The organism is Naasia lichenicola, from assembly GCF_004801885.1.
Lineage (GTDB): Bacteria > Actinomycetota > Actinomycetes > Actinomycetales > Microbacteriaceae > Naasia > Naasia lichenicola.
On the sequence record NZ_SSSM01000003.1, the window covers coordinates 307,001 to 323,534 of the forward strand.

The window sequence follows — 16,534 nt, forward strand, 5'->3', positions numbered from 1 at the left end:
CCCGCGCGTTGCGGGGGCTTCGAGACGCGGCGCAAGCATGCGCCGCTCCTCAGCCTTCGCCGCTGCAACGCTGGCGCGTTGCGGGCGGCTCGGCTAGGCGCCGACCTTGAAGCGCTTGAACTCGCTGACGGTCAGGCCGGCGTCGGCGAGGACCTTGCCGACGGAGAGCTTGTTGTCGCGGGCGTAGTCCTGCTCGAGCAGGGCGACCTGCTTGAAGTAGGACTGCAGGCGGCCCTGGACGATCTTCGGCAGCGCGGCCTCGGGCTTGCCCTCGTTGCGGCTGATCTCCTCGACCACGCGACGCTCGTTCTCGACGTCGCTCTCGGGGACGTCGTCCTTGCCGAGGTAGATGGGGTCGGCGAACGAGATGTGCTGGGCGACACCGCGGGCGGTGTCCGCGTCGTCGCCTGTGTACGAGACGACGACGCCGATCTGCGGAGGCAGGTCCGCGTTGGTCTTGTGCAGGTAGATCGAGAACTTCGATCCGGCGATGCGGGCGACCTTGCGAAGCTCCACCTTCTCGCCGATGATCGCCGCGGCGTCATCGATGATCTGGGCGACGGTCTGGCCGTCCTTCGTCACGGCGAGGGCGGCATCCACCGTCTCGGCGCCCGACTCGGCGATCGCCTGGAGCACCGTGTTGCCGAGGCCGATGAAGCGCTCGTTCTTCGCCACGAAGTCGGTCTCGCAGGCGAGTTCGATGAGGGTGACTGCGGTCGCGCTCTCCTGGGCGGCGATGAGGCCCTCGCTCGTTGAGCGGTCGGCACGCTTCGCGTTGCCCTTCGCTCCCTTCAGGCGGAGGATCTCGACGGCCTTCTCGATGTCGCCATCGGCCTCGACGAGAGCGTTCTTGGTGTCGACCATTCCGGTGCCGAGGCGCTCGCGCAGCGCCTTCACGTCCTGCAGGCTCACAGTGGCCATGCTTCAACTCCTTGTGTCTGTTGCTGGGTGCCTGAATCAGGCATCTCTTCTGGCATTGTTCTGGCTTCGTTCGTGATGCGCCGACCGGAGCCGACTCACGCGGAAGCGGTGAGCGTCCGTCTGGACCCTCACCGCCTCCGTTCGTTCATGATCCGCAGATCAGGGCTGACTGCTCAGGCCTTGTCGGCGTCTGCCTTCTTGGCCGGGGCCTTCTTGGCGGGCTTCTTCTCGGCGGGAGTGGCAGCAGCCTCTTCCTTCGCCTCGACCTCGGCGTCGGTCTCGGGCGCGTGGTGGATGACGACGCTCTCGTCGGCCTGCGCTGCGAGGTCGGCCTCTGCTTCGGCGTCGGCGTCGTTCTCCTCGACGGGCAGCGGGGCGCTGTCCTCGGCGAGGGTCTCGGCGGCGACGTCGTCGGCGGTGGCGCCGGCCTCGACGTTGTCGTTCGAATCGGGCGACGAGGTGACCTCGGCGTCCGCGACGACCTCATCGCTCACGGCGGAGGCCTCGACGACGGGCTCATCAGCCGTGGTGCCGGCCTCGAGGAGCTCGCGCTCCCACTCGGCCAGCGGCTCGGCGGGCTCCTGCTCGGACGAACCCTGGTGGCGCTGGATCAGGCCCTCGGCCGCGGCGTCGGCGATGATCCGGGTGAGCAGGGCGACGGAGCGGATCGCGTCGTCGTTGCCGGGGATCGGGTAGGCCAGCTCGTCGGGGTCGGCGTTCGTGTCGAGGATGCCGATGACCGGGATGCCGAGCTTCTTGGCCTCATCGATCGCGAGGTGCTCGCGCTTGGAGTCGATGACCCAGATCGCGGAGGGCGTGCGGGTCAGGTTGCGGATACCGCCGAGGGTCTTCTCCAGCTTGTCGCGCTCGCGACGCTGGATGAGGAGCTCCTTCTTGGTGAAGCCGCGGGTCGTGTCGTCGAAGTCGACGAGGTCGAGCTCCTTGAGGCGGTTCAGACGCTTGTGCACCGTCTGGAAGTTGGTGAGCAGACCGCCGAGCCAGCGCTGGTTGACGTAGGGCTGGCCGACGCGGATCGCCTGCTCGGCGATGGCCTCCTGCGCCTGCTTCTTGGTTCCGACGAACAGGATGGTGCCGCCGTGGGCGACCGTCTCCTTGGCGAACTCGTACGCCTTGTCGATGTAGGCGAGCGACTGCTGCAGGTCGATGATGTGGATGCCGCTGCGCTCGGTCAGGATGAAGCGCTTGACTTTCGGGTTCCAGCGGCGGGTCTGGTGCCCGAAGTGCACGCCGCTGTCGAGCAGCTGGCGGATGGTGACGACGGCCATGGCCGTTCTCCTTCTCTTGGCGCACGGCCGCGCGAATGCGCGGCGCGAGGCCGATTCGGTTGTTCCCGCGTGCCGGTCGGCCGCGGAGCCTGGTGCCCGACACGCATCCGCCTCATCCGCTCGTGACGAGCTTCGAAGACCGCTGGATGCTGGTGCCGCGACTCGGGCCTGGGGCCGTGTCGCAGAGGGCACGCGAAGTCACCCCGCAAGCGAGGTGCATGAAGAAGGTTACCAGGATCCGGGTCGGCGCATACCCCACCGCGAGATGCCCATTTCTGCCGCTCGGAAGGCCTTCCAGGCGGCAGAACTGGGCAACTCGCGCCGAATCTGTCGAGCTAGGTCGTCGCGGCGGCCTTCTTCTTGGACCGGCCGAAGACGAGGCCGCCGACATCCTCGAGCTTGACGCCCTTCGTCTCGGGCACGAAGAAGAAGACGAAGAAGAACGACAGCGCGGCGAACGCGGCGTACAGGCCGTAGGCGAGCACGAGCGACAGCTCCGAGATGGCCGGGAAGGAGACCGTGATCAGGAAGTTCGCTATCCACTGCGCGGATGCGGCGACCCCGAGCGCCTTGGCGCGGATGCGGTTGGGGAAGATCTCGCCGAGCAGCACCCAGACCAGCGGGCCCCAGGTGGCGCCGAACGCGACGACGAAGCCGTTGGCGGCGAGCAGGGCGATGATCCCCCACGGCGCGGGCAGGCTGACCGCGTCGCCGTCGGTCTGCGCCTGGCTGAACGAGACGGCCATCAGACCGAGGGTGACCGCCATCGCCGCGGAGCCGACGATGAGCATCGGGCGGCGCCCCACCTTGTCGACGAAGGCGATCGCGATGAAGGTGACCGCCACGTTGATCACCGAGGAGATGACCGAGATGAGGAACGAGTCTTTGAAGCCGACGGCGTTCCAGAGGGTCGTCGAGTAGTAGAAGATCACGTTGATCCCGACGAACTGCTGGAAGACCGAGAGGGCGAGCCCGATCCACACGACGGGAGCGAGGCCGAGAGCGGAGCCGCGGAGGGTCGCCTTCTTCTCGTTCTCCCTGTCCTCATCGATCGACTTGCGGATGCGCGCGACCTCCTCCTTCACCTCGGCCTTGGGGACGACGGTCGTGATCACGCCGGTCGCAGTCTCGGTGTCGCCCTTGGCGAGCAGGTAGCGCGGCGACTCGGGCAGCCGGAGGGCGAGGATGCCGTAGACCACGGACGGGATGACGCCGACGAGGAACATCCAGCGCCAGGCCTCGAGTCCGAGGAGGATCTGCGAGGCGCCGTCCTTGCCGTCGAAGCCGGCCAGCAGCGCGTCGGAGAGCAGCGCCGCGAAGATGCCGATGGTGATCGCGAGCTGCTGGAACGAGGCGAGCCGTCCGCGCACCAGCGCGGGCACGACCTCGGCGATGTAGGTGGGCGCCACGACCGACGCGATGCCGATGCCCAGACCGCCGATGACCCGCCAGACCATGAAGTCGACGACGCCGAACGCCAGTGCGGCGCCGACGGAGCTGACGAAGAAGAGGATCGCGCCGATGAGCATCACCCGCAGTCGGCCGAACCGGTCGGCGAGGTTGCCGGCGAGGTATGCGCCGACAGCGCAGCCGAGCAGCGCGATCGCGACGGCGAAGCCCTGGATGAACGCGGTCAGGCCGAACTGCTCGCCGATCGCGTCGACGGCCCCGTTGATGACCGAGGAGTCGAAGCCGAACAGGAAGCCGCCGACGGCCGCGGCGAGGGCGAGCGCGGTGACCCGTCGCCGGATCTTGGGATCGACATCCGCGGTCGACGGCGTTCCGCCTGACTGACCTGTCGTCTGATCGTTCGACTTGCCGCTGGGGCGTTCGGCCGTTCCCGTCATCGGGTGCTCCTGACTCTCGATTTCATCCTGGCACCGACGCACCTCAACGGGGGCGCGAAGTTGTCTGAATCCTCAAGGTGATCAGGGCGGCAGTGCCCGCCGGGCTGCGTCCACACCGGCGCATCGGCTCGAGTTGTGCACAGAAGGGATCGCGGCCACCCGGCGACTCGCATCGAGGACGACCATGGGCGGATGACGAGCCTCTCCCGCATCGTTCGAGCCATCGGCGTCGGCGCCCTGATGGGCGGTCTTCTGGTCGTCAGCGGCGCGTCGCTGCCCGCCGACGCCGCCCGCCCGGGGTCGTGGCGATGGCCGGTGAGTGCTCCGCTGATCGTCGAACCGTACGATCCGCCGGCTACCCGGTACGGAGCCGGACACCGCGGCGTGGACCTGGCGGCGGCGGTCGGCAGCTCGGTGGTCGCGCCCGCAGACGGGGTGATCTCGTTCGCCGGCACGGTGGGCGATCGTCCGGTGCTCTCTGTGGCGCACGGGAGCGGCCTGGTGTCGAGCTACGAGCCCGTCGCGGCTGTCGCGTCCGTCGGCACCGCGGTGCATGCCGGCGAGACCATCGGCACGATCGCCGCTGCGCCCGCGCACTGCAGCGACGGCTGCCTGCACTTCGGCGTCCGGCGGGACGGCGAATACCTCTCTCCCGTCGGGTTCATCGACGGGATTCCGCGAGCCGTGCTCCTGCCGATCGGCGGCGGCTGGCCACGATCTGCAGCACGGTGATCGGCCATGGCGAGGGCGGTCGAGCGGTCAGGCCCGCGGATGCGCCTGCTGATATGCCGCCTTCAGCCGCTCGGCGGAGACATGCGTGTAGATCTGGGTCGTTCCGAGGCTCGCGTGGCCGAGGAGCTCCTGCACCGCGCGCAGATCCGCGCCTCCGTCGAGCAGATGCGTCGCGGCCGAGTGGCGGAGCGCGTGCGGCCCGGATGGGCCCGATCCGGGGACCTCGGCGAGCAGCCCGGCCACCAGTCGGTAGATGGTCCGCGGACCCACCCGGCCGCCGCGCGCGCCGAGGAACAGCGCCGATCCGGCGCCCGAGGCTTCCGCCGACTCGCTGGCAAGGACCGCCCGTCCGCGATCGAGATAGGCGCCCACCGCTTTCGCAGCCGGCACCCCGAACGGCACGACCCGCTGCTTGTTCCCCTTGCCGGTGACCAGCGCGGTCAGCCGCTCCAGGTCGAGATCCTGCAGGTCGAGGCCGCACAGCTCCGACACCCGGATGCCCGACGCGTAGAGCAGCTCGACGATCGCGAGATCGCGCAGCGACGCGGGGTCGTCCTCCGAGGCCCGCAGGGTGAGGATCGCGAAGACGTCATCCAGGTTCGACGTGGTGATCACGCGCGGCAGGTCGCCGCGGGTCTTCGGCGAGCGCAGCCGGAGCGCGGGGTCGCTCGCGATCAGCTGCTCGCGGGCGAGCCACCCCGAGAAGCCGCGCACCGATGCGGTGCGTCGGGCGATGGTCGCCTTGGCCAGGCCGCGCTCCGAGCTGTCCCAGAGCCAGTCGCGCAGGAGGTCGAGCGACAGGGTCGCGACGGGCGCCTCGCCGCCGCGGGAGGCGAACTCGGCCAGATCGAGCAGATCGGCCCGGTACGAGGAGATCGTGTGAGCGGAGTAGCCGCGCTCGCCGTCGAGATGGGCGACGAACAGCTCGATGGCGCGTGCGTATCCGACGCTCGTGTGGACGGATCCGTCGGCGTGCAGGCGGGTGTCGGCAGGTGGGTCGGGCGTCGCCGCCGCGTCGACCGAATCGACCGTCGTCGCCCCACCCGTGCCGTCCATCCATCCAGAGTGCGCGTGCGCGACTCCACGGCGGGGACCCACACCGGTCAGCGGTCGAAGAATCCGTCGGGAAGGGTCACCACGGACGGACGGACCTCGAGCGGGGCCGCGACGTGGGCGATGGAGTCCTCGTACACGTAGACGAGGTTGATCGCCTGCTCGCCGTCCACACCGGTGAATCCCAATGGGGGCGCTTCGACCCTGACCGTGTAGCTGGTGGCGGTCGCGACGGAGACGGGCCGACCCGCGAGCGTGCTCGTGATGCCGTAGTGGAAGTGTCCGGCGAGCAGTGCGCGCACGTCGCTGTCCGCTATGGCCGCTGCCAGATCGTCGGGGTTGTCGAGCTGGAACGACTCGAGCACTCGGACCTGGGTGGGAACGGGCGGGTGATGCAGGGCGATGATGGTGCCCCGGGCGGCCGGGATGGACAGCTCGGCGGTCAGCCAGGCGAGCTGCGCCTCGTCGAGATGCCCGTGCCCCATTCCGGGAACGGAGGTGTCGAGGCCGATGATCCTCAGCCCGTCGACCTCGATGACGGTCGTGACCGGCTCGGCTGTCGGATCCTGATCGAAGATCCCGACCCGCAGCGGGCCGCGCGAATCGTGGTTGCCGGCGATCCAGACGATCGGGCAGCCCAGCCGCTCGGCGACGGGCTCGATGATCGCGCGCGCGCGGCGGTACGCGTCGAGCTCGCCGAGATCAGCGATGTCACCCGTGTGCACGATCGCATCGATGGCGAGTCCCGAGTCCAGCACCCGCTCGAGGGCCCGTTCGAGATGGGCGACGGTGTCGACAGTGCCGTGCAGTGGGGCGCCGCCGGCGAGGAGGTGGCTGTCGGTGAGGTGCACGATCACATGGCTGGGCGGCGGATCGGCGATCCCTCGGTTCGCGGGCATGACGGCACCCTAACGCGAGCCTCCGATGACGGCCGTCGCGGGCCCTTCGTCGCTTGGAGGTCCGTCTGTCGTCCGTCTGTCGGCCGTCCGTCGGCCGCCCGAAACGCGTCGACCCTAGAATCGGCCCATGGCCAGCCTCATCGCCGCATGCATCGTCCACGAGCTCCATCCGGACTCGGGCACCAATGGGGTGACCGCGATCGACAAGCGGCCCGTCGATGGTCCCGTCAAGGTCGGCAGATTCGGCCTCCGCGCTGATGTGCAGGCGGACCGCAAGTGGCACGGCGGCATCGATCAGGCGGTGTACGTCTACTCCCAGGACGATGCGGACTTCTGGTCCGATCAGCTCGGACGCGAGCTTGCTCCGGGCTGGTTCGGCGAGAACCTGCGCGTCGACGGCATCGACCCGAACACCGCGAAGGTCGGCGAGCGCTGGCGGATCGGCACCGGCGCCGATGCGGTCGAGCTCGAGGCCACTCTGCCGCGCGAGCCGTGCTCGACCTTCGCCCGCTGGGTGGGCGGCGCCGACTCCAAGGGCTGGGTCAAGCGCTTCGCCGCAGAGCGACGACTCGGCACGTACTTCCGAGTGGTCAAGCGGGGCAAGGTGTCCGCGGGCGACCCGATCGAGGTCCTCTCCTCCCCCGCAGACGGCCAGACCGTCATCTCGCTGTTCGCCGTCGGTCCGTACGAACCCGAGCCATCGCGCTAGGCGTCGCGTTCTCCCGGGCTGCAACGATCCGATCAGCCCGGACGGCCCATTCGATCACCGTTCGGTGCGCACCGTGGGCTCGACGCGGCTCATATCGAGGCCGATGTCGATGAGGCGCACCTCGCCGGCGTGATCCCGCCCCGGTGCGAGCAGCAGACCCGCCTTGACTGCGCCGAAGGTGACCGTGACGTCGGCCCGCAGCGCAACGCCGGGAATGCTGCCATCATCCGGGTCGACGCCGGACGGTAAGTCCACTGCGACGACCGTGCCCAGTTCCTCGCGCACGAGCGACAGCTGTTCGAGAAGCCCCCGAGCGATCCCGCGAGGGGCGGCCCGTCCTGCGGAGCCGGTGCCGAGGATGCCGTCGACGAGGATCGATGCGGCCCTGGCTCGCGCGAGGATCCGGTCGATCGACCACGGACCGTCGGCGTCCTCGGCTGTCTCCGCCCCCGCCTGGAGGGCAGCGGCGAGGCCCGCCTCGTGCACGCGATCGGAGAGGAGCACCAGCAGCACCTCGACATGGTCAGCGAGGCGCGCGGCCGCGTAGAGCGCATCCCCTCCGTTGTTGCCCGAGCCGACGAGCACGACCACCGAGCGCGGCCTCACGGTGCGGTCGAGCTCGCGATCGATCTCGGCGGCGAGCCCGTCGGCGGCCCGCTGCATGAGGGGCACGCCGGCGTCGAGGAGGGGCCGCTCAGCGGCCTGGACCTGTGCCGCCGAGTAGCCGTCCGCCATCCCCTCATCCTCCTCCGACTCCCATTCGAGAAGGGCGAGTTGCCCGGTTCTGCCGCTCCGAACCGCTGACAGACGGCAGAACTGGGCAACTCACGACATTGGCATCGGCCTGCATCAGCCGCGACGCCAGCCCGACTCCCCCACCGATGCGATGCCCTCGAGCTCGAGCAGTCCGAGCATGGACTGCACGGTCGCGACCGACAGCCCGCTGAGCCGGGCGATGTCATCGATGGACCTCGACCTGTTGGACAGCGCATCGAGCACTCGAACGCGCTCAGCGTCATAGGGCGCCGACGAGGGCATCGCGAGTCGGTCGTCGGAGGGCCCGATGACCAGCTCGGCCATCTCGTCGGCGCTCGTGACGCAGGTGGCGTCGTATTCGCGGATCAGACGATGGCAGCCGGCGGACGCGGCAGAGGTCACCGGGCCCGGGACGGCCCCGAGCGGGCGGCCGATCGCCGCCGCGTGCCCCGCGGTGTTGAGCGATCCCGAACGGCGGCCCGCCTCGATCACGACGGTGGCCCTGCTCGCGGCCGCGATCAGCCGGTTGCGTTGGAGAAATCTCCAACGAGTGGGGCTGGAGCCGCAGGGAAGCTCGGAGGCGACCATGCCGGACGCCTCGATGCGGCGCAGCAGGCTGTCGTGGCCGCTCGGGTAGAACCTGTCGACGCCGCCTGCGAGGAAGGCGATCGTGCCGCCGCCGCTGGCCAGTGCCGCGCGGTGCGCCATTCCGTCGATGCCGTAGGCGGCGCCCGAGACGATGGTGAAGCCGCGGTCGACGAGCCCGGCGGCCGACTCCATCGCGATGTGCTCGCCGTATCCGGTCGCGGCACGCGCTCCGACCAGGGCGATCGAGCGCGGCAGGGTCCGGAGGACATCCTCGCTGCCGAGCGTCCACAGCGCGATCGGGCCGTGCAGTCCGAGATCGTCGACGCCTTCCGGCCAGACGCGGTCCGACGGGACGCGCAGCCGCACTCCGCGGTGCGCGGCCACGCGCAGGTGCTCGAGCGCGAAGTCCCCCTTCGCTCGAGGAGTCCATCGCTCGAGAGCCTGAGCGGCCGTCGCGGCCGCGACCTCCTCTCCCGATGAGTCGCTGAGCAGCTTCGCGAGCCGCTCCGCCGTCCAGCCCTCGTGCAGTGCGGCAAGTGCGCCCTCGGCACCGAGCGCGGCGATCGCGAGACCGGCCACGGAGTCCCCGGGCTCGGCGACTCCGCTCCACACCGCTCGGGCGAACGCCTCGCCCGGTTCCGCCGCGTCATCGGGCCGCACAGCGCGGATCGCCTCCGTGATGATCGCACTGTCGATCTCGGCCATGTTCATGAGGTCCCTCTCCGCATCGCGTAGGCCCGAGCGACGTGCGCGACCGTCGGCCGCTCGGCTCCGTCCAGATCGCTCAGGGTCCAGGCCAGCCGGAGCACGCGGTCGTAGCCGCGCATGGTCAGCGAGCCGAGTTCGAGCGCTCGGTCGATCACGGCCATCGCGGGCCGTTCGAGCAGCTGCGCAGGTGCGCGCAGCCAGCTCCCGGGCACCTGCCCGTTCATCCGCCACGGGGTCTCGGCGAGGCGGAGCTCCGCCATCTTTCGGGCCTCCAGCACGCGGGCCCGAGCCTGCGCCGTCGTCGTGCGCGTCGACTCCGCGCTCATCCGCAGCTGGATCGCGGTCACCCGCGGCACCCGCAGCTGGATGTCGATCCGATCGAGCAGCGGCCCGGAGATCCGCTTCAGATAGCGGTCGCGGACCAGCACGGGGCAGGTGCAGGCGGAGTCCTTCACCCCGTACTGCCCGCAGGGGCAGGGGTTCGCGGCGAGCACGAGCTGGAACGAGCACGGGAAGGTGGCGACCGCCGCCGCCCGGTGGATCGAGACGCGCCCCGTCTCGAGCGGCTGGCGCAGGGTGTCGAGGACATCCCGATTGAACTCGGGTGCCTCATCCAGGAAGAGGATGCCGTGCGAGGCGCGGGCGGCGGCACCCGGTCGGATGAAGCGGCTGCCGCCGCCGATCATCGCCGACGCGGTCGCCGTGTGGTGCGGGCTCTCGAACGGCGGAACGGTCGACAGGCTCGTGCCGATGTCGTAGCCCGAGAGCGAGCGCAGCGACGCCACCTCGATCGCGGCGTCCTCGTCGAGGTCGGGCATGATGCCCGGCATCCGCGCAGCGAGCATGGTCTTGCCGGCTCCCGGCGGGCCGAGCATCAGCATGTGATGCCCACCCGAGGCCGCGACGATGAGCGCCTCGACTGCCTCGTCGTTGCCGATCACCTCGTCGAGGTCGGGCACGGCGTCGGGAAGCGGGAAGGATCCGCGCGCGAAGAGCGGCTCGACCTCCCAGCCGTCGAGGTCCGCGCCGTGCCAGATGGCGACCTCGCGCAGGCTCGACGCCCCGACGACCGTCAGACCGGGGATCAGAGACACCTCGTCGACGTTGCCTGTCGGCACCACGACCGTCGTGGCTCCTGACCGGGATGCGGCGAGCGCGGCGGGCAGTGCGCCCCGCAGCGGTCGGAGTCGACCGTCGAGCGCGAGCTCGCCGAGGTGGATGGTGCGCGGTCGTGAGTCCAGCGGGATCTGCCCGTTGCTCTCGAGGGTCGCCACGGCGATGCCCAGATCGAAGAGGGCACCCTGCTTGGGCAGCTCGGCGGGCGAGAGGTTCACCGTCAGCTTCTGCAGAGGGAACTTCAGGCCCGAATTGGTGATGGCGGCGCGGACCCGCTGCTCGGCCTCCTTGCAGGCCGAATCGGGCAGCCCGATCATCTTGAAGCCCGGCTTCTGGGTGGACACCTCCGCCTCGATGTCCACGACGGATCCCTCGAGCCCGAGCAGCGCGATGGACGAGGCACGTCCGACGCTCACCACGTGACGCCCTGCATGAGCTCGATGACGGGCGGTGCGCCCTGCTCGGCGACGATGCCCACGACGTCGACCCGCACGGGTCCGTGCCTGCCGGGATGCGCGACGCACCAGGCGATCGCGAGTCCGTGCAGCCGCGACAGCTTGGCGTCGGTGATCGCCTCGAACGGATGTCCGAAGGCCAGGCTCGAGCGCGTCTTCACCTCGATGAAGGCCGTGCCGGCATCGGCTCGAGCCACGATGTCGATCTCGCCCTGGCTGCAGCGCCAATTGCGGTCGATGACCCGGTAGCCGTGCTCGCTCAGATACTGAGCGGCCAGCTCCTCACCCCATTGCCCGAGGGCATCCTTCTTGCGCATCTGCGACCTCCGAGCACCAAGGATGCGGAGCGCAGAGACGCCGGAACGGGGCCGACAGCGATCTGGGGAGAATGCGACGGGATCGCCGACTGTGAGCGCACGCCGACGCGAGGGTCGCGGATCGCCGGACTCGAGGGAGCAGACCGGTCAGTCGGAGGAGCTACTCGTCGAGCGCGAGCTCCTGAGGGAGCTCCAGCTCCTTGGAGGAGAGCTCCTCGACGTTGACGTCCTTGAAGGTGAGCACGCGGACGCTCTTCACGAACCGGTCGGAGCGGTAGACGTCCCATACCCAGACGTCGCTCATGGTGAGCTCGAAGTAGAAGTCGTGCTCGGTGTCGCGACGCTGGAGGTCGACCTCGTTGGCGAGGTAGAAGCGCCGTTCGGTCTCGACGACGTACTTGAACTGACCGACGATGTCGCGGTACTCGCGGTAGAGCGCCAATTCGACTTCGCGGTCGTAGTCCTCGAACTCGTCTTCGTCCATCGAACCGATCCTACCCGGCGGACGGACCCTCGAAGGCGGCCTCGACGTCGCGCTCGGATCCCTGATCGTCGACCGACGGCCCGAGGTCGAACAGCGACGGCGTCCGCAGCCAGGTGTGGCGATGCAGCTCGCTCGGGCCGACCTGATCGATCGCCGCCCAGTGCGAGGCCGAGCCGTATCCCTTGTTGCTGACCCAGCCGTAATGCGGCCGCTGCTCATGGTGGTCGATCATCAGACGGTCGCGGGCGACCTTGGCCAGGACCGAGGCGCCCGAGACGGAGGCGCAGTCCATGTCCGCCTTGATCCGGGTGACCACCCGCGGGCCGGAGCCGACGCCCTCGCGAGCCAGGGCCGGGGTGAGGTAGTCGAACTTGCCGTCGAGGATGAGGGCGGAGCCGCCGAGCTCGAAGCCCTGCTCGAGCAGGCCGATGACGGCGCGTGACCCGGCCAGCCCCAGAGCGATGGTGAGCCCGAACCGATCGATCTCGTCGTTGCTCGACATGCCGATCGCCGATCCGACCGCCCAGCCCGCTACGGGTGGCGCGAGGCTCTCGCGGACCTTCTCGGAGAGCAGCTTCGAGTCGCGCAGGCCCCTGGGAACGCGCTTGCGGATGTCGACGATGCAGACCCCGACCGCCACCGGGCCCGCGATGGCGCCGCGGCCGACCTCATCGCAGCCGATCACGAACTCCGCGCCGGCCTCCATCAGGTCGCGCTCGCGCCGCAAGGTCGGCGCCTTGGCGGCAGGCGACCGCTTCGCAGCCGGTCGAGGGCTGGGCCGACGAGGGGTGGTAGGCGTCGAATCGGTCACTGGGCGCTCTCCTTGAGATCCCGCGCGACACCTGCCGCCACGGTTTCGGGCTCTCGGGCGAGCGCGTCGTCCTGCTGTCCCGCGTCGCGGAAGACAGACGGATAGTTGTCGAGCCAGGTCCAGCGATCGATCGGCCAGCTGATCAGCAGCGCGCGCCCCACGACGTTCGAGATCGGCACGAAGCCCTTCGTCGGCTGGTCCTGGTTGTAGCGGGAGTCGCGCGAGTTGTAGCGGTTGTCGCCCATCACCCAGAGGGAGTCGGCGGGCACTGTCACATCGAAGTCGATCTCGCTGACCCGCGTGACGCCCTCGGGCAGCTTGATGTACGGCTCGTCGAGGGGAACGCCGTTGACGCTCATCTGACCGAGCGCGTTGCAGCAGGTGACGTGGTCGCCCGGAAGCCCGATCAGCCGCTTGATCAGGTGATCGTTGCTGTCGGGCGCGGACAGCCCAACGAAGGACAGCACCCAGTCGATGGCGGCCGTGACAGGCGGCTGCTGCACCGGCTCCTGGGCGAGGAGCCATCCGCCGGGATCACGGAACACGACGACGTCGCCGCGGTTGAGCGGCATCAGCTCGGGAGTGAGCTGGTTGACGATGATCCGGTCGTCGATCTGAAGGGTGTCCTCCATCGAGCCGGAGGGGATGTAGAACGAGCGCACCAGGAAGGTCTTGATGAGGAACGAGACGAGCACCGCGACGACGAGGATGATGAGCACGTCGCGTAGGAAGAGCCCGATCCCCCGCGGCTTGCCGCCCTGTCGACCGCCCTGTGCGCCACGCAGCGATCGCCGGGTCACCGGCTGCGCCGAGTCGTCCGACCGGGTTCCGCTGGAGAGAGTCGGTGCAGGCACGGGCGATGAGTCTGCGGTGGCATCCACCGCGTCGCTGGCCCGGGATGCGCCGTACGAAGCGCTGTCGGTCACGCCGGTCCACCCGTCATCTTCCATGCCGCGCTGCAGTCCGGCTGAATGAGCCGGAGCAAACGCAGAACCCCCGCGACAGTGTAAGTCGCGGGGGTTCAGTTTAGGCGTCGCGCAACAGGTCGTCCCTGTGCGCCTGCCTGCTCCAGTTGTGGAGGGGACGCTGATCAGGCGTCGCGCTTCTCCTTGATCTTGGCCTTCTTGCCGCGCAGACCACGCAGGTAGTACAGCTTCGCGCGCCGGACATCTCCGCGCGAGACGACCTCGATGTGATCGATGATCGGGGAGTGCACCGGGAAGGTGCGCTCCACGCCGACCTGGAAGCTGATCTTGCGGACCGTGAAGGTCTCGCGGACGCCGGCTCCCTGACGGGCGATGACGACGCCCTGGAAGACCTGGATACGGCTGCGGCTGCCTTCGACGATGTTGACGTGCACCTTGACGGTGTCGCCGGGCCGGAAGTCGGGGATGTCGCTCTTCAGCGATGCTGCGTCGAGCTCATCGAGAATGTTCATGGTTTCGCTTCCTGCAACCGCCGCGGGTCGATCGCATGTCTGTGCACGCACACCGACGGCCTGATGCCATCGCCTGTGGGCGAGAGATGATTTCTGGATTCGTGCGCGAGACGAGCTGATTCCCCTGCGGCAGAACCGGGCCGGGCACGACCGCTTATTGTGTCACAGTCTCCGGAGGGCTCGCAATCCGAGCCCGGTGCGGCCGATCCGACCCGAGGACGGCTCCCGGTTCAGGACCGAGGCGCTCCCGACGGCGGCTGGATGACGATGTACTCGCCCGCGTCGATGGGTGCGCGCGAGGCCGGCGTGCGAGCGGTCCGATCGATCGTCTCGAAGACTGCACGGACCCGCTTGCGGGCCTCGTCGAAGATCTGCCAGGCGATCGCCCAGAAGGCCACGATCCCCGCGGCGATCGAGAGCACGCCGAACAGTTCCGCTGTCGCACCGAAGAAGCCGAGCCCGATGATCATCGCGTGCCACGCGGCCAGCACTCCCACGTCGAGGAAGGAGAGTGCACGGGTCGTTCGCACGCTGCGGCGCGCCAGCAGCAGGCCGGTCACGACCAGCAGTGCCACGACGAGGAACGGGGCGGTGAGCGCGACACCGAGGAACGAGGAGGTGGAGGAGCCGAACACGGCCCAGCCGACGAGGATCCAGACGGGCAGCACGACGACCGACGCGAGCTGCCACCAGTAGAACGCCTTGCGCACCAACATGAGACGAGGGTACGGCCGAGTTGCTTGGAGCGCGCATGACGTTCGCCCAGAGCACGCGCCCGTTCCCGGGCCTCGACGGGGAGCTGACGCCAGGCGTTTAGGCTGATTCGGAAAGAGGAGAACCATGATCGAGCTCAGAACACCCGCCGAGATCGATGCGATGCGACCGGCAGGCGTCTTCGTGGCGAGCGTGCTCGAGACGCTGCGCGATCGCATCGCCGTCGGGGTCAACCTGCTCGAGCTGGATCGGATCGCCCACCAGATGATCACCGAGCGCGGCGCCGAGAGCTGCTACATCGACTATCACCCGTCGTTCGGCGCGATGCCGTTCGGCAAGGTGCTCTGCACATCCGTCAACGACGCCGTGCTGCACGGGCTGCCCTTCGATTACGTGATCCAGGACGGCGACGTCGTGAGCGTCGACTTCGCCGCGTCGGTCGACGGCTGGGTCACCGACTCCGCGCTGACCGTGATCGCCGGGACGGTGGACGAAGAGGATGCGCGTCTCATCCGCACCACCGAGATCGCGCTCGACGCCGCCATCGCCCAGGCGGTCGTCGGCAACAAGATCGGCGACATCTCGGCCGCGATCGGCGATGTCTGCGAGGCAGCCGGCTACTCCGTGAACCTCGAGTTCGGCGGCCATGGAGTGGGTCACACCATGCACGGCGACCCGCATGTGGCCAACAACGGTCGAGCAGGGCGCGGGCTCAAGCTGCGTCCCGGCCTCGTGATCGCCATCGAGCCGTGGCTGCTCGCGACGACGGACGAGCTCTACACGGATGCCGACGGCTGGACCCTGCGCAGCGCCGACGGATCCCGCGGCGCCCACTCGGAGCACACGGTCGCCATCACCGACGACGGCCCGATCATCCTCACCAAGCGCGCGTCCTGACCCAGGACGCATCTCATCGAGATGCCACTTTCCGTCCCTATCTGAGCGATATGAGGACGGAAACTGGCATCTCGATCGAGGGACCGGTCGAGACCCGGAGTCAGTCGGAGAGCAGGTCGGGGCGCACCCGGCGGGTGCGGGCCAGCTGCTGCTCGCGGCGCCACGCGGCGATCGCGCCGTGGTTGCCCGAGAGCAGCACGGGCGGCACGTCGAGGCCGCGCCATGAGGCGGGCTTGGTGTAGCTCGGATACTCGAGCAGCCCGTCCTCGTGACTCTCCTCGTCGAGGCTCGCGGGATTGCCGATGACGCCGGGGATCAGGCGTCCGATCGCCTCGATCATCGCCAGCGAGGCGACCTCTCCCCCGTTCAGCACGTAGTCGCCGAGGCTGACCTCGAGCACGCGCACCCGCTGGGCCGCGGAATCCATCACGCGCTGATCGATGCCCTCGTAGCGTCCGCATGCGAAGACGAGGTGGCGCTCCTGAGCGAGCTCTCGGGCGAGCACCTGCGTGAAGCGCACGCCTGCAGGCGACGGCACGATCACGACGGCGTCTGACAACCCGCTCTCGGCATTTGGCGTGAGGAGCTGGTCGAGGGCCTCGCCCCACGGCTCGGGTCGCATGACCATGCCGGCTCCCCCGCCGTAGGGGGTGTCGTCGACGGTTCGATGGCGGTCGTGCGTCCATTCGCGCAGATCGTGCGCGCGCACGTCGAGCAGTCCACTGCTGCGCGCCTTGCCCAGCAGCGAGACGTCGAGCACCGAGAAGAACTCGGGGAAGATCGTGACGATATCGATGCGCACG

17 protein-coding genes and 1 pseudogene are annotated in these 16,534 nt (G+C 69.2%); 3 read left to right on the forward strand and 15 right to left on the reverse strand.

Annotated elements, in window-relative coordinates; all coding sequences use genetic code 11:
- Positions 1 to 93: 93 nt before the first annotated feature.
- The 3 genes and pseudogenes from tsf to E6C64_RS06585 form a co-directional block, all read right to left on the reverse strand.
- Positions 94 to 921, reverse strand: coding sequence for a translation elongation factor Ts (tsf, locus tag E6C64_RS06575; RefSeq protein ID WP_136426842.1), 828 nt, complete (start codon positions 919 to 921; stop codon positions 94 to 96).
- 356 nt (positions 922 to 1,277) lie between these two features.
- Positions 1,278 to 2,207 (reverse strand): annotated as a pseudogene (gene rpsB, locus E6C64_RS06580) (30S ribosomal protein S2); the annotation flags it as partial.
- Positions 2,208 to 2,542: 335 nt separating this feature from the next.
- Positions 2,543 to 4,054: a sugar porter family MFS transporter gene (locus E6C64_RS06585; protein WP_136426844.1), complete on the reverse strand. Its 1,512-nt coding sequence runs from the start codon at positions 4,052 to 4,054 to the stop codon at positions 2,543 to 2,545.
- 192 nt (positions 4,055 to 4,246) lie between these two features.
- Here E6C64_RS06585 and E6C64_RS06590 point away from each other — a divergent pair, with 192 nt between their 5' ends.
- Positions 4,247 to 4,786 (forward strand): murein hydrolase activator EnvC family protein, encoded by a 540-nt coding sequence (locus tag E6C64_RS06590; RefSeq protein ID WP_233255499.1) that lies wholly within the window; start codon positions 4,247 to 4,249, stop codon positions 4,784 to 4,786.
- 27 nt (positions 4,787 to 4,813) lie between these two features.
- Here the strand turns inward: E6C64_RS06590 and E6C64_RS06595 are convergent, their stop codons facing one another.
- Complete coding sequence (locus E6C64_RS06595; RefSeq protein WP_136426845.1) at positions 4,814 to 5,842, reverse strand: tyrosine recombinase XerC; 1,029 nt, start codon at positions 5,840 to 5,842, stop codon at positions 4,814 to 4,816.
- Positions 5,843 to 5,889: 47 nt separating this feature from the next.
- Positions 5,890 to 6,738 (reverse strand): metallophosphoesterase, encoded by an 849-nt coding sequence (locus E6C64_RS06600; protein WP_136426846.1) that lies wholly within the window; start codon positions 6,736 to 6,738, stop codon positions 5,890 to 5,892.
- Positions 6,739 to 6,865: 127 nt separating this feature from the next.
- Here E6C64_RS06600 and E6C64_RS06605 point away from each other — a divergent pair, with 127 nt between their 5' ends.
- Positions 6,866 to 7,447 carry an MOSC domain-containing protein gene (locus E6C64_RS06605; protein ID WP_136426847.1) on the forward strand — a complete coding sequence of 194 codons (582 nt, stop codon included), beginning with the start codon at positions 6,866 to 6,868 and terminating at the stop codon, positions 7,445 to 7,447.
- A 54-nt stretch (positions 7,448 to 7,501) separates the two neighbouring features.
- Here E6C64_RS06605 and E6C64_RS06610 read toward each other — a convergent pair whose 3' ends face one another.
- The 9 genes from E6C64_RS06610 to E6C64_RS06650 form a co-directional block, all read right to left on the reverse strand.
- Positions 7,502 to 8,182, reverse strand: a complete 681-nt coding sequence (locus E6C64_RS06610) for an NAD(P)H-hydrate epimerase (RefSeq protein WP_136426848.1) — start codon at positions 8,180 to 8,182, stop codon at positions 7,502 to 7,504.
- A 114-nt stretch (positions 8,183 to 8,296) separates the two neighbouring features.
- On the reverse strand, positions 8,297 to 9,502 hold the full coding sequence (dprA, locus tag E6C64_RS06615) for a DNA-processing protein DprA (RefSeq protein ID WP_136426849.1): 1,206 nt from the start codon (positions 9,500 to 9,502) through the stop codon (positions 8,297 to 8,299).
- The gene (locus E6C64_RS06620) at positions 9,499 to 11,031 is read right to left on the reverse strand and encodes a YifB family Mg chelatase-like AAA ATPase (protein ID WP_233255500.1); all 1,533 of its coding nucleotides are present in this window, start codon (positions 11,029 to 11,031) and stop codon (positions 9,499 to 9,501) included. Before E6C64_RS06620 ends, dprA begins: the two co-directional genes overlap by 4 nt.
- Positions 11,028 to 11,387 (reverse strand): YraN family protein, encoded by a 360-nt coding sequence (locus E6C64_RS06625; protein WP_136426851.1) that lies wholly within the window; start codon positions 11,385 to 11,387, stop codon positions 11,028 to 11,030. Before E6C64_RS06625 ends, E6C64_RS06620 begins: the two co-directional genes overlap by 4 nt.
- A gap of 160 nt (positions 11,388 to 11,547) precedes the next feature.
- Entirely contained in the window at positions 11,548 to 11,871 is a 324-nt protein-coding gene (locus E6C64_RS06630; protein WP_136426852.1) for a DUF2469 domain-containing protein, read from the reverse strand.
- A gap of 10 nt (positions 11,872 to 11,881) precedes the next feature.
- Entirely contained in the window at positions 11,882 to 12,682 is an 801-nt protein-coding gene (gene rnhB, locus E6C64_RS06635) for a ribonuclease HII (RefSeq protein ID WP_233255501.1), read from the reverse strand.
- Positions 12,679 to 13,467 (reverse strand): signal peptidase I, encoded by a 789-nt coding sequence (lepB, locus tag E6C64_RS06640; RefSeq protein ID WP_233255533.1) that lies wholly within the window; start codon positions 13,465 to 13,467, stop codon positions 12,679 to 12,681. The genes rnhB and lepB overlap by 4 nt, the downstream gene beginning before the upstream one ends.
- 305 nt (positions 13,468 to 13,772) lie before the next feature.
- Positions 13,773 to 14,120: a 50S ribosomal protein L19 gene (gene rplS / locus E6C64_RS06645; protein ID WP_136426854.1), complete on the reverse strand. Its 348-nt coding sequence runs from the start codon at positions 14,118 to 14,120 to the stop codon at positions 13,773 to 13,775.
- Between the two features lie 230 nt (positions 14,121 to 14,350).
- Positions 14,351 to 14,836: a hypothetical protein gene (locus E6C64_RS06650; RefSeq protein WP_136426855.1), complete on the reverse strand. Its 486-nt coding sequence runs from the start codon at positions 14,834 to 14,836 to the stop codon at positions 14,351 to 14,353.
- A 124-nt stretch (positions 14,837 to 14,960) separates the two neighbouring features.
- Between E6C64_RS06650 and map the strand changes: the two genes are divergently transcribed.
- Positions 14,961 to 15,731 carry a type I methionyl aminopeptidase gene (gene map / locus E6C64_RS06655; RefSeq protein ID WP_136426856.1) on the forward strand — a complete coding sequence of 257 codons (771 nt, stop codon included), beginning with the start codon at positions 14,961 to 14,963 and terminating at the stop codon, positions 15,729 to 15,731.
- 100 nt (positions 15,732 to 15,831) lie between these two features.
- Here the strand turns inward: map and trmD are convergent, their stop codons facing one another.
- Positions 15,832 to 16,533 (reverse strand): tRNA (guanosine(37)-N1)-methyltransferase TrmD, encoded by a 702-nt coding sequence (trmD, locus tag E6C64_RS06660; RefSeq protein WP_136426857.1) that lies wholly within the window; start codon positions 16,531 to 16,533, stop codon positions 15,832 to 15,834.
- Position 16,534 lies beyond the last annotated feature (1 nt).

Coding starts and splice junctions, on each gene's coding strand:
- tsf (WP_136426842.1), bottom strand. CDS start 921: ATGGCCACTGTGAGCCTGCAGGACGTGAAGGCGCTGCGCGAGCGCCTC.
- E6C64_RS06585 (WP_136426844.1), bottom strand. CDS start 4,054: ATGACGGGAACGGCCGAACGCCCCAGCGGCAAGTCGAACGATCAGACG.
- E6C64_RS06590 (WP_233255499.1), top strand. CDS start 4,247: ATGACGAGCCTCTCCCGCATCGTTCGAGCCATCGGCGTCGGCGCCCTG.
- E6C64_RS06595 (WP_136426845.1), bottom strand. CDS start 5,842: ATGGACGGCACGGGTGGGGCGACGACGGTCGATTCGGTCGACGCGGCG.
- E6C64_RS06600 (WP_136426846.1), bottom strand. CDS start 6,738: ATGCCCGCGAACCGAGGGATCGCCGATCCGCCGCCCAGCCATGTGATC.
- E6C64_RS06605 (WP_136426847.1), top strand. CDS start 6,866: ATGGCCAGCCTCATCGCCGCATGCATCGTCCACGAGCTCCATCCGGAC.
- E6C64_RS06610 (WP_136426848.1), bottom strand. CDS start 8,182: ATGGCGGACGGCTACTCGGCGGCACAGGTCCAGGCCGCTGAGCGGCCC.
- dprA (WP_136426849.1), bottom strand. CDS start 9,502: ATGAACATGGCCGAGATCGACAGTGCGATCATCACGGAGGCGATCCGC.
- E6C64_RS06625 (WP_136426851.1), bottom strand. CDS start 11,387: ATGCGCAAGAAGGATGCCCTCGGGCAATGGGGTGAGGAGCTGGCCGCT.
- E6C64_RS06630 (WP_136426852.1), bottom strand. CDS start 11,871: ATGGACGAAGACGAGTTCGAGGACTACGACCGCGAAGTCGAATTGGCG.
- rplS (WP_136426854.1), bottom strand. CDS start 14,120: ATGAACATTCTCGATGAGCTCGACGCAGCATCGCTGAAGAGCGACATC.
- E6C64_RS06650 (WP_136426855.1), bottom strand. CDS start 14,836: ATGTTGGTGCGCAAGGCGTTCTACTGGTGGCAGCTCGCGTCGGTCGTC.
- map (WP_136426856.1), top strand. CDS start 14,961: ATGATCGAGCTCAGAACACCCGCCGAGATCGATGCGATGCGACCGGCA.